Here is a 12,849-nt window from a genome sequence, read left to right on the forward strand (position 1 = left end):
CGTTGCAATGGGTATAACGAAACAACTATACACGAAATGACGCAAAAGAAAAAGAGCGACACTCTGTCAAAACAAAGCGTCGCTCTTCACGTATTAGCGTTTCTTTTTCGATTTTTTAGGAGCCGGAGCTGCTTGTGCTGCTTCTTTTTCACGTTTAGCAGCCATTGTCGCTTCCGTCTGCAACTTAATCTTTTCACGCATTGGTTTCATGATGACGATCGTGACGATGATCGAGAAGATGTAACCGACGACCCAGTAAAGCGAAAGGGCAGATGGGAGTGTAACACCCATGATGAAGATCATGATCGGGAAGACGTAGAGCATGATTTTCATTTGTGGGTTGTCTTCTTGACCTGCCATCGAGATCTTTTGTTGCAGATACGTCAGTACTGCAGACATGATCGGCAAGATGAAGAATGGATCCGGTTTCCCAAGGTCGAACCAGAGGAACGTATGTTGGAAAATAGCCGGTGTATAAATGATGGCATTGTAGAACGCGATCAAAATCGGCATTTGGATCAAGATCGGTAAACAGCCTGCAAGTGGATTGACGTTGTGCTCTTGGTAAAGCTTCATCATTTCCTGTTGCAATTTCTGTTGCGTCTCTTGGTCTTTTGAGCTGTATTTCTCACGAAGCTTCATCATTTCTGGTTGAATGACTTGCATTCCACCCATACTCTTCGTTTGTTTAATCATCAATGGAAGGATGACAAGACGAACGAGAAGTGTCGTAATGATGATTCCGATACCGTAATCACCGCTAAAGAACTGTGAAATCTCACGAATCAACCACGCCATCGGCCAAACGAAGTAATGTTTCCAAAAACCTTCTGTGTCTGCTGTGATCGGTTCACCAGTACCATACGAACTAGGTGTACAGCCGGATAATACGATCGCGAGCACGGACATGAGTCCGAGAGTTAACCAAATCTTAGTTCTCTTGTTCATAATTCCTCCTAGAAATTGTTTACGCTTTGTCGAACGCCATCTTCTTCTATAGTAAGGCAAGGAAAGGGAGCGCCGTACAAATCAACAGGATGCATTGCTACGATTCATTTTTTTGATCGCATCCAGACACCGGAACGTTTGAGCACGTGACGGAGACTGTCAGCCACTTCTTGCGCGGTCATCTTCGCGGCCGGATTGCGCGCGATGATCACCAAATCATAATTCGGGGCAATCGAGGCTTCATGCTGCTGGCATGCTTCCCGAAGATACCGTTTTACCTGATTCCGGACGACGGCATTCCCGATTTTCTTACTGACGGATAAACCAACCCGAAAGTGAGTCTGTTGCTCCTTTTTCAAGGCATACACGACAAATTGCCGATTTGCGACAGAGGCTCCTTTAGTAAACACCGCTTGGAACTCCTTGTCTTTCTTGACGCGGTATTCCTTCTTCACCTTATTCACACTCCATCCTGACACTACGAAAATTCGTCGTCTCTCATCATATCATAGAATAAACATGCGACGCGATAGGGCGCATGTGACAAAAGCACGAACACACGAAAAAACATAAAAAAAAATCACCTCGGATCATGCCCGAAGTGATGGATGCATCAATGCATTAGACAGTCAAGGCTTTGCGGCCCTTAAGACGGCGAGCAGCCAAGATACGGCGGCCACTCTTCGTAGCCATACGCGCACGGAATCCGTGAACTTTTTTACGCTTACGGTTGTTTGGGTTGAAAGTTGGTTTCATTCGTCTGCACCTCCTTTAAAAGATCTTTATAACCAATTGTTATTTTCTACTTTAAGGCAGTCTTGTACATTATATAAACTGATTGTGGCATTGTCAATGAAAGTTCAGAAGATTTCTTGTCCTACTTAATGGAGTTCTAGTTCGAAAACAGGCGATAAGATTCGACTACGTAAACTCTATTACGCGATAGAATACATATGGATCATGGAGGGGATGTTTGTAGACTTATCCACCTATCCACAGACTTATCCACATTATCCACACTTTCCGTGGATAACTCTTCACTTTGTCTACAATAGTATTTTTTAAAATCGACGTCAATCCTCGATTTTCGATTCCTTTTTTCGTCCTCTTTCGTATTTTGTGAATAACTCTTTTTCAACGCTTCCTCTTTCGAAAAGTTATCCACCTCTTATCCACAATTTATCCACACTATCCACAGCTTGTGGGTAACTACCTGTGGACGGTTTAATTTACTTGTGGATAAATCATTCCAACCATTGCCAGGGCTCATTTCTTTTGATACACTAATTGTGCATAACATGATCCTGATTGTTCAGGACAAAACAAGTTATACACACCCTGTGGATAACTTTATACACAGATTCAACTGCCTGTGGATAACGTTATCCACAGTTTTTACGTTATGGGGATAAGTCGAGTTTCTTCATTAACTTTGTCTGTGTATAAGCCTGTGTACAAAAATTTTCTATCTTGATAAAAAAAGGGGGGTATTTATGAAAAACGCTGCCGAACTTTGGCATAATGTCTTATCTGTGATCGAGGAAGAGGAACGAACACCGAAAGCTAGTTATGATATGTGGTTGAAATCCACAGAAGGCGTCACGCTAAATGGAACGACACTACTCGTTTCAGCACCAGCTGCATTTACGGTGACATGGCTCGAGCGCCAGTACTTATCTTTACTCGAAGACACAGTTGAGGAAGTAACAGGAAGCCGACTCGATATTCAGTTCATTGAAGAGGGACAAGCGAAGAAAATGCTCGATCGACAAGAAGAGGAACGTGTTGAGGCAACACCGACCCCGAAATCGCGTCCATCGAACATGCGGAGACCAACAGAGGAATTGACGATGAGTGAACTCGGACAATTAAATGAGAAGTATACGTTCGATACATTCGTCATCGGATCGGGGAACCGTTTTGCGCATGCCGCTTCACTCGCTGTTGCGGAAGCGCCTGCTAAAGCATACAATCCGCTTTTCATCTATGGTGGCGTTGGTCTTGGCAAAACCCATCTGATGCATGCCATCGGACAGTACGTTCAAGATCAAAATCTCGGGACACGGATTGCCTATGTCTCTTCTGAACGCTTTACGAATGACTTCATTAACTCCATCCGCGATAATAAAACGGTTGAGTTTCGAAATAAATACCGTAACATCGATGTCCTCTTAATTGATGACATCCAGTTCCTTGCGGGCAAAGAACAGACGCAAGAAGAGTTTTTCCATACATTCAATGCCCTGCATAACGACCAAAAACAAATCATCATCTCGAGCGATCGACCACCAAAAGAGATTCCAACGCTTGAAGATCGGCTTCGTTCACGTTTCGAATGGGGATTAATCACCGACATCACGCCACCGGATCTCGAAACACGGATTGCGATTTTACGGAAAAAGGCGAATGCGGAGCAACTTGACGTCTCAAACGAAGTCATGCTCTACATCGCAAGTCAAATTGATACGAATATTCGGGAGCTCGAAGGAGCTTTAACCCGTGTTATCGCCTATGCGAATCTCGTCGGACGACCAATCGATCCAAATGTCGCTGCGGAAGCCTTGCATAACATCATGCCGGTCGCTGAACCGCGTAAAGTCACGATTCGTGACATCCAGGAGTCGGTCAGTAAGCACTTCAATTTGCCATTTGATGATCTGAAGGCGAAGAAACGGACGAAATCGATTGCCTTCCCACGTCAAATCGCGATGTATCTCTCACGTGAGATGACGGAGAGCTCTTTACCGAAAATCGGAGAAGAATTCGGGGGACGCGACCATACGACCGTCATCCATGCCCATGAAAAGATTAGTATGTTGATCAAATCGGACGGGGAAACGGGAAAAGTCATCGAACAAATCAAACATGAATTGAAGCATTCATAAAACTGTGGATAAACATGTGGATAAAGTAGGGTAGTTATCCACAACTTATCCACACCGTTTTTGGCTTTATATCAAGTTATCCACCGACTTATCCACACTATCCACAGCCCCTAAGACTATTATTAAAAAAATATATTATTATGTTATGATGGGCGCATGCCCATTATTTTCGAGAGGAGTCTAACGACGATATGCATATCACCATTCAACGCGAAGCTTTAATTCAAGCAGTACAAGATGTAGCCAAAGCGGTCTCATCCCGCACGACGATTCCGATTCTGACAGGAATCAAACTCGAAGCTCATGGAGATGGTATGACGCTGACAGGAAGCGATACAGAAATCTCGATTGAACGGACGATCTATGCAGAAGAGAATGGAACATCTTATGTCACGGTTCACCGTGCAGGTAGTGTCGTCTTGAATGCCCGCTTCTTCGGCGATATCGTCAAAAAGATGCCAAAAGACGAAGTCACACTTGAAGTCTCACCGAACTTCATGACACGAATCCAGTCAGGAACAGCGGAATTCCATTTGAACGGTCTTGATCCAGATGAGTTCCCACGCCTTCCGCAAGTCGATGGGGGACAACGTTTCCGTTTACCGGCTGATCTCTTACGTTCGATGATTCGCCAAACAAGCTTTGCTGTCGCTGTTCAAGAAACACGTCCTGTTCTGACAGGTGTGAACTTCTCAGCCGATAAAGGCATCTTGACGTGTGTCTCAACAGATAGTCACCGTCTAGCCCTTCGTCGTGCTCAATTTGAGACAGATACAGATATCTCGTTCCAAAACGTCATCGTTCCAGGGAAGAGCTTAAATGAATTATCGAAGTTGCTTGGAGATGGTCATGTGGATATCACGATCACAAACCAACAAATCTTATTCAAGATGAAGCACGTCCTCTTCTTCTCGCGTCTACTCGACGGAAACTATCCGGATACATCACGTTTGATTCCGGAAGAGTACCGGACAGCTGTCCGCATGAACGCGAAAGAATTGCTCCAAGCGATCGATCGCGCGTCACTGCTTGCACGTGAGGACCGTAACAACGTCATCAAGTTCGCAGCTGAAGGAACGACAGCGGTCGAGATCTCTTCACATTCACCAGAAGTCGGGAAAGTCTCGGAGCAAGTCAGCATTCTTTCGCTTGAAGGAGAAGAGCTGAAAATCTCGTTCAACTCGAAGTACATGATGGACGCCTTGAAGGCACTTGACGCGACAGATATCGAAATCCAGTTCACGGGTTCGATTCGTCCATTTATCTTGCACCCAGTCGATCAAGATAACGTCTTGCAACTGATTCTTCCAGTCCGGACGGCGTAAGCATCAACACAAAATACGTGATAAGACGGGTTCGATCGTTTCGACATCGGACCCGTCTTTTTCGTATACCGTATATACGTTCGGGGATTTTGCTAAATCGCTCAATGTTTAGTACAATAAAGAGTACGTCATTTATAATATGTAGGTAGGAGGAGTCAATCCATGCAAGAAATCAGAATTACAACGGAATACGTCACATTAGGGCAGTTCCTGAAGCTATCGGATATCATCTCAAGCGGAGGACAAGCCAAACCGTTTTTAGCAGAGGTACCGATTCTAGTCAACGGCGAGGTCGATCAGCGACGTGGTCGTAAATTACGGGATGGAGACATCATTGATGTAGAAGACTACGGTCAGTTCATCATCAAGAACGAGGGCAACTAACGTGCGGCTGGATTCAGTCCGACTCAGTCATTATCGCAACTATGACGCACTCGAACTGTCATTCTCCGAAAAAACGAATGTCCTGATTGGTGAAAATGCACAAGGGAAGACGAACTTACTGGAAGCGATCTATGTTCTTGCTCTCGCGAAGTCGCACCGGACGACGCATGACAAGGAACTGATCGGTTGGGACCAAGAAACAGCGCGCGTCGAAGGACGTGTCGTCAAGCGGACCGGCTCCCATGTCCAAGAGATCGTCATCTCGGGTCGCGGGAAAAAAGCAAAGCTGAATCATCTAGAGCAACGACGCTTGAGTGATTATGTCGGGGCACTGAACATCGTTTTATTCGCCCCGGAAGATTTGCATATCGTCAAAGGCAGTCCACAAGTCCGCCGGCGATTTCTCGATATGGAGATTGGTCAAGTCAGTCCGGTCTATCTGCATGAATTGAGCCAGTACCTGAAAGTGTTGAAGCAGCGGAACGCATTGCTGAAACAACTGTCCATGAAGGGAGGAGACGAGACCTTCCTTGATATCTTGACGGAGCAAATGATTACGCTAGCCGTTAAAATCGTTCAGCGCCGGCATCATTTCATGGCCCAGCTCGAAAAATGGGCACGACCGATTCATGACGGAATCAGTCGTGGACAGGAAGAACTCGCGCTCATCTATCGTTCGGACACATTCGGCGACGAATTACTCGATGTCGAAGGAATGACTGCGTCCTACACGCGGAAGTTTGGTAAAATAAAAGAAAATGAAATCCGAAGAGGAGTTACGTTGTTTGGACCACATCGCGATGACTTCGAGATGGAAGTCAATGGACGAAACGTCCAAACGTATGGTTCACAAGGACAACAACGAACAGCAGCTCTCTCGTTAAAGCTTGCGGAGATCGAATTGATTCATGAGGAAGTAGGGGAATATCCACTTCTTCTACTCGACGATGTCTTATCCGAGCTTGATGATCATCGTCAAACACATTTGCTCGATACGATGCAACAAAAGGTCCAGACGATCCTGACGACGACAAGCGTCGACGGGATTGCGCATGAAACGATCAACCAAGCGAAGTTGTTCCACGTGAAACAAGGGACGGTCGATTTGGAAGAGACATCATATAAAGAAACAGTAGGTGAGAAAACCGATGAGTAATCATGAAGATATGGAATTGGAACAAGGGTACGGTGCCGATCAGATTCAAGTACTTGAAGGATTAGAAGCAGTTCGTAAACGTCCAGGGATGTATATCGGCTCGACGGCATCAAAGGGTCTCCATCACCTCGTATGGGAGATCGTCGATAACTCGATTGATGAGGCGCTCGCAGGATACTGTGATACGATCAAGGTGACGATCGAACCAGGGAACTCGATCTTAGTCGAGGATAATGGACGCGGTATTCCAGTCGACATTCAAGAGAAGATGGGTCGTCCTGCCGTTGAGGTCATCCTGACAGTCCTCCACGCCGGTGGTAAATTCGGCGGCGGCGGATATAAAGTATCGGGTGGACTACACGGTGTTGGGGCTTCGGTCGTTAACGCCCTGTCGACGAAACTTGAAGTATTCGTCAAACGGAACGAAAAACTGTATTACCAAGCGTACCATCGCGGTGTACCAGCGCAAGATCTCGAAGTGATCGGAACATCAGAAGAGACAGGAACGACGATTCGTTTCTTCCCAGACGGTGAGATTTTCCAAGAGACGCTCGAGTATGACTATGATTTGCTAGCGACACGCCTGCGGGAACTTGCTTTCTTAAATAAAGGCTTGAAGATCATCATCACGGACGATCGTGCGGATGAGCCGATGACGCGTAGCTTCCACTACGAAGGTGGGATCAAATCCTACGTCGAACACTTGAATCGTTCAAAAGAAGTCGTTCATGCGGAACCTGTCTATGTACACGGAACAAAAGACGGTATCGAAGTTGAAGTCGCGCTTCAGTATAACGACGGATTTGCGTCAAACATCTACTCGTTCACGAACAACATCCCGACGCATGAAGGTGGTACGCACGAGACCGGCTTCAAGACGGCTTTGACACGGGTCATCAATGACTACGCGAAGAAGTTCGGTTTGATGAAGGATGCAGACGGTACGTTATCCGGTGAGGACGTACGTGAAGGAATGACAGCGATCGTTTCCGTCAAACACCCGAACCCACAGTTCGAAGGTCAGACGAAAACGAAACTCGGGAACTCCGACGCGCGTACGGTTACGGATTCACTCTTCTCTGGTGCATTTGAGCAGTTCATGCTCGAAAACCCGACGAATGCACGCGCAATCGTCGAAAAAGGGATGATGGCGTCACGCGCCCGGATGGCAGCGAAACGCGCCCGTGAACTGACACGCCGTAAAGGTGTTCTCGAAGTGAGCTCGCTTCCAGGTAAACTGGCCGACTGTTCGTCACGTGATGCCTCGATTTCCGAATTGTACATCGTTGAGGGTGACTCGGCGGGTGGTTCTGCGAAATCTGGACGTGATCGTCATTTCCAAGCCATCTTACCGATTCGCGGTAAAATCTTGAACGTGGAGAAAGCACGTCTCGATAAGATTCTCGGAAGCAATGAGATTCGGACGATCATCACAGCACTCGGAACAAGTATTGGTTCTGAGTTCAATATTGAAAAAGCACGCTATCACAAAGTCATCATCATGACCGATGCCGATGTCGATGGTGCCCACATCCGGACACTCTTGTTGACGTTCTTCTACCGTTACATGCGTCCGCTTGTCGAGCATGGGTATGTCTATATCGCTCAGCCACCGCTATACGGGATCAAACAAGGGAAGAACATCACGTACGTGCATAACGAACGTGAATTGACAGAGGCGCTTGCAGCGCTTCCTGAAAACGCACGGTACGACATTCAGCGCTACAAAGGTCTTGGGGAGATGGATCCAGAGCAACTTTGGGAAACTACGATGGATCCAAGTGGTCGTCAAATGTTGCGTGTCGAGCTTCAAGATGCAATCGAAGCAGATGAAGTCTTTGATATCTTGATGGGAGATCAAGTCGAACCACGACGCGACTTCATTCAATCACACGCACATTACGTCAAGAACCTGGATATTTAACGCTGAACAGAGAGGGTGGCCAGAAGCATGTCCGAACAAAATCACGGAATCATCAAGGATATTAATATCAGTCAAGAGATGCGTACGTCCTTCATGGACTACGCGATGAGCGTCATCGTCGCACGTGCTCTTCCGGACGTACGGGACGGCTTAAAACCCGGACACCGCCGGATTCTCTATGCGATGAACGACCTCGGTATTCGTGCCGATAAACCACATAAAAAGTCTGCCCGTATCGTCGGGGAAGTCATCGGTAAGTATCACCCGCACGGGGATTCTGCCGTCTATGACACGATGGTCCGCATGGCGCAAGACTTCAGCTATCGTTACGAACTCGTCGATGGACACGGAAACTTCGGGTCTGTCGATGGGGACTCGGCGGCTGCGATGCGATATACGGAAGCTCGTATGTCAAAAATCGCGATGGAGATCGTTCGCGATATCAACAAAAACACAGTCGATTTCAAAGATAACTACGATGGTTCGGAACGCGAACCGGAAGTCTTACCGTCACGCTTCCCGAACTTACTCGTCAACGGTTCGAGTGGGATCGCGGTCGGGATGGCAACGAACATTCCACCACATCAGCTTGGCGAAGTCATCGATGGTGTCTTAGCATTGTCTCACGATCCAGAAATCACGATCCAAGAACTGATGCAGCACATTCCGGGACCTGATTTCCCGACAGCGGGTGAAATTCTTGGTCGTAGCGGGATTCGTCGCGCTTATGAGACAGGACGTGGCTCAATCATCGTCCGCGCGAAAGCTGAAATCGAACAGACGAAAAAAGACCGGGAACGGATCATCGTGACGGAGCTGCCTTATCAGGTCAATAAAGCCCGCCTCGTTGAAAAGATTGCCGATCTCGTTCGCGAGAAAAAGATCGAAGGTATCACCGATTTACGAGATGAGTCAGATCGCCGCGGTATGCGCATCGTCATGGAAATCCGTCGTGACGCAAATGCGAGCGTCATCTTAAACAACTTGTATAAGCAGACGTCGATGCAAACGACGTTTGGTGTCAACATGCTAGCGATCGTTGGAGGACGTCCGAAAACATTGACGCTCAAGGAAATGCTTTATCATTACCTCGAGCATCAAAAAGAAATCGTGCGTCGTCGGACACAGTTCGATCTCGAAAAAGCAGAAGCACGTGAACACTTACTCGCTGGTCTACGGATTGCACTCGATCATTTGGATGAAGTCATTCAAATCATCCGCGGGAACCGGACAGCGGACGCAGCACGTGAACAGTTGATGGAGCGTTTTGCGTTATCTGAGAAACAATCACAAGCGATTCTTGATATGCGCTTGCAACGCCTGACAGGTCTTGAGCGGGAGAAAATTGAAGCAGAGTATGACGAAATCATGCAATTGATCGCGGAACTGAACCGCATCCTTGCGAGTGAGGAAGTCTTGCTTGATTTGATCCGGACAGAACTTGAGGAGTTGAAAGAACGTTTCAACGACGAACGTCGGACGGAAATCCGCATGGACCACATCGAATTCGAAGACGAAGATTTGATTCCGGAACAGGATATCATCATCACGTTGACAAGCAGTGGCTACATCAAACGGATGACGACGGATTCGTACCGGACACAACGCCGCGGTGGACGTGGGGTTCAGGGAATCGGAACGAACGACGAGGATTACGTCACGCGTCTCTTGTCTTGTTCGACGCATGATACGATTCTATTCTTTACGAACCGTGGGAAAGTCTACCGGATTCGTGGATATGAAGTACCGGAGATGAGTCGGACATCAAAAGGTGTACCGATCATCAACCTCATCCAAATCGAACGCGACGAAAAGGTCGAGACGATGATTCCAGTCAACTTCAAACGTTATCTCGAGGAGCAACAAGCAACTGAAGCACCTGTCGAGGTGATTGAAGGAGAGATTGAAGAGACGGAAGAAACGCTTGAAACGGAAGAAGTCGTTCAAGATGAGCAAAAATCATTGATCTTCATGACACGTAAAGGACGCGTCAAACGTTCACCGTTGTCTGCGTACGCACGGATCAACAAAAACGGTTTGATCGCGATTCGATTGTTTGAAGACGATGAGTTGACATCGGTTCGTCTCGCATCGACGGACGATGAAGTCTTTGCTGTTTCAACAAGCGGGAAAGCGATTCGTTTCCCAATCACGAATGTCCGCTCGATGGGACGTGGCGCTCGTGGTGTCAAAGCGATGACGTTACGTCCAGACGATTTCGTCGTCGGGATGGAACTTGCACGTGATGCTCAAGATGTTCTTGTCATTACGGAAAAAGGATTCGGTAAACGAACACCGATGACCGAGTTCCGTAGCCAGTCTCGTGGTGGTAAAGGATTGATCGCGAGTAAGGTGACAGAACGCGTAGGTCAAATCGTTGCCATGCGAATCGTTGATGTCGACGATGACATCATGATCATGACAGAGAGCGGAATCGTCATTCGGACAGACTCGCAATACATTTCACGTGTCGGCCGGAATACCCAAGGGGTGAAGGTCATTCGAATTGAAGAAGGTGACCGTGTTGCAACGGTTGCGAAACTGAAACGCGAAGAGACTGATGAAATGGAAGAAGACACGGATATCGTGTCTGAAGAGAATGTAGTCGAATCGGATGCTTCAGAAGAAGCGGAAGAATAAGCAAGACGTCAGCAAGGAAGCAGCAGAGTGATACTACTCTGCTGCTTTTATCTACATATATAGAAAGAAGAGAAAGGAACGAAGCGATATGCGAGTGGCAAGTGACCAATTACGCATCGGGGATCGTTTGACAGAATCCATCTATTTACATACGGATCATCCGATCGTAGAAGCAGGGAAAAAAATAGGGACCGATGAGTTACGACGAATCCAGCGTTTCTTAATCAAAGAAGTCGTCATTGAAGATCGACCTGATTTCGGTAAAGATGAACAAGTACAGATTGAAACGGTTGAAGCCCATGTAGAACATCCTTTTGAAGAATTCATTCGCTTTTACAATAAAGTCTTCATGTCGTGGGAACAGGGAATGAAGCCGAATGTATACGAAGCATTGAGCTGGGTCAAACAGTCCGTTCCAGAACGGATTACGAGACAAGATGTCTTACCATTCTTCCTAGAGCGGGGAACGGAAGCTTATACAGTGCGACATGCCATTTATCGAGGGGCAGTCGCTCAAATGCTGGCGGAAGCAGTCGGAAAAGAACGGAAAATGATTCATGAACTATGGACGGCGTCCTATTTTGCGGATTATGGACTAGCACGAATCATGGAATGGCGTCACACGAAACGATATGAAGCGATGCAACAAGAAATTTTTCAACGTCACCCGGCTATGGCGTATCAAGCCTTGCAAAAGGAGACGATCATCTCTGATACAGTCAATCGTTTAATTGTTCAACATCATGAACGGTTAGACGGAACAGGTTACCCTTTAAAGGTAAAAGGAGATAAGATCGCAGATCACACACGGTTGTTCATCGTAGCGGACGTCTTTGCTGCAATGACGAGTTGGCGTCCGTACCGAGAAGCATATACGCCGTTTGATGCCTATCGTCATTTAAAAGCAAGACCGATGCAATATTGCTCAAAGTATGTACTATTGCTCGGACAATTACTTCTACCAATAGAAGTTGGTGATCGCGTACTGATGAGTAACGGAAAGATTGCAACCATTACGCGAAAGAATCCAGTCTTTGATCGGCCTGTCATTTCCTATGAAGAACAAGGACGGATGACAATCATTGATTTAATGGAAGAACGACAACATAGTATTATTCAGTTGATGGATTAATAGAGAATACACAGCCTCTTGAGCCAGAATCGTAAGGTTTAAGAGGCTTGTTCATGATTTTAAAAACAATTTTAAAATAAGTGTTGCACAATAATAAAACGCGTGATATATTATTACATGTCCTTAACAACGACAAGCGCTTGAAACAAACGAGAAAACAATTTGAAAAAAGTTGTTGACTTCTTGTTTCAGACTTGGTATTCTAATTGAGTCGCCAAAACAGGCGCGGACGAACTTTGAAAACTGAACGATGAGGCAAAAATCGTATTCTACGGAATACAAAAACGAATGAAGCGCAAGCTTCGTCAATCGTGACTTCGGTCACAAAAACGAGCAAGTCAAACACTTCATGGAGAGTTTGATCCTGGCTCAGGACGAACGCTGGCGGCGTGCCTAATACATGCAAGTCGAGCGCAGGAAACTGACGGAACTCTTCGGAGGGAAGGCAGTGGAAT

The 12,849-nt window shown here is 46.6% G+C and carries 10 protein-coding genes and 1 rRNA gene; 8 read left to right on the forward strand and 3 right to left on the reverse strand.

The genetic code is table 11. The features are described 5' to 3' along the window. Window positions 1-93 precede the first annotated feature (93 nt). The 3 genes from yidC to rpmH form a co-directional block, all read right to left on the reverse strand. Window positions 94-948, reverse strand: coding sequence for a membrane protein insertase YidC (gene yidC, locus KNQ09_RS14550; protein WP_023469861.1), 855 nt, complete (start codon window positions 946-948; stop codon window positions 94-96). Window positions 949-1,052: 104 nt separating this feature from the next. After that, a complete protein-coding gene (gene rnpA / locus KNQ09_RS14555) occupies window positions 1,053-1,403 on the reverse strand; it encodes a ribonuclease P protein component (RefSeq protein ID WP_023469862.1) in 351 nt (116 codons plus the stop codon). 166 nt (window positions 1,404-1,569) lie between these two features. After that, window positions 1,570-1,704, reverse strand: a complete 135-nt coding sequence (gene rpmH, locus KNQ09_RS14560; protein ID WP_012371910.1) for a 50S ribosomal protein L34 — start codon at window positions 1,702-1,704, stop codon at window positions 1,570-1,572. 737 nt (window positions 1,705-2,441) lie between these two features. On the opposite strand from rpmH, the gene dnaA reads away from it, so the two are divergent. From dnaA to KNQ09_RS14600, 8 genes are all read left to right on the forward strand, one after another. Beyond that, window positions 2,442-3,833, forward strand: coding sequence for a chromosomal replication initiator protein DnaA (gene dnaA, locus KNQ09_RS14565; RefSeq protein ID WP_023469863.1), 1,392 nt, complete (start codon window positions 2,442-2,444; stop codon window positions 3,831-3,833). A gap of 191 nt (window positions 3,834-4,024) precedes the next feature. Continuing rightward, on the forward strand, window positions 4,025-5,158 hold the full coding sequence (dnaN, locus tag KNQ09_RS14570; protein ID WP_023469864.1) for a DNA polymerase III subunit beta: 1,134 nt from the start codon (window positions 4,025-4,027) through the stop codon (window positions 5,156-5,158). A gap of 162 nt (window positions 5,159-5,320) precedes the next feature. Then, on the forward strand, window positions 5,321-5,542 hold the full coding sequence (yaaA, locus tag KNQ09_RS14575) for a S4 domain-containing protein YaaA (protein ID WP_023469865.1): 222 nt from the start codon (window positions 5,321-5,323) through the stop codon (window positions 5,540-5,542). Window position 5,543: 1 nt separating this feature from the next. Continuing rightward, window positions 5,544-6,698, forward strand: coding sequence for a DNA replication/repair protein RecF (gene recF, locus KNQ09_RS14580; protein ID WP_023469866.1), 1,155 nt, complete (start codon window positions 5,544-5,546; stop codon window positions 6,696-6,698). A 10-nt stretch (window positions 6,699-6,708) separates the two neighbouring features. After that, the gene (gyrB, locus tag KNQ09_RS14585) at window positions 6,709-8,622 is read left to right on the forward strand and encodes a DNA topoisomerase (ATP-hydrolyzing) subunit B (protein WP_200864062.1); all 1,914 of its coding nucleotides are present in this window, start codon (window positions 6,709-6,711) and stop codon (window positions 8,620-8,622) included. 27 nt (window positions 8,623-8,649) lie between these two features. Further along, window positions 8,650-11,262: a DNA gyrase subunit A gene (gyrA, locus tag KNQ09_RS14590; RefSeq protein WP_023469868.1), complete on the forward strand. Its 2,613-nt coding sequence runs from the start codon at window positions 8,650-8,652 to the stop codon at window positions 11,260-11,262. 88 nt (window positions 11,263-11,350) lie between these two features. Next, window positions 11,351-12,394 carry an HD-GYP domain-containing protein gene (locus KNQ09_RS14595; protein WP_214858882.1) on the forward strand — a complete coding sequence of 348 codons (1,044 nt, stop codon included), beginning with the start codon at window positions 11,351-11,353 and terminating at the stop codon, window positions 12,392-12,394. Between the two features lie 346 nt (window positions 12,395-12,740). Next, a 16S ribosomal RNA gene (locus KNQ09_RS14600) occupies window positions 12,741-12,849 on the forward strand; the annotation flags it as partial.

The organism is Exiguobacterium sp. s191 (assembly GCF_018618955.1).
In the GTDB taxonomy this organism is placed as follows: Bacteria; Bacillota; Bacilli; order Exiguobacteriales; family Exiguobacteriaceae; genus Exiguobacterium_A; species Exiguobacterium_A abrahamii.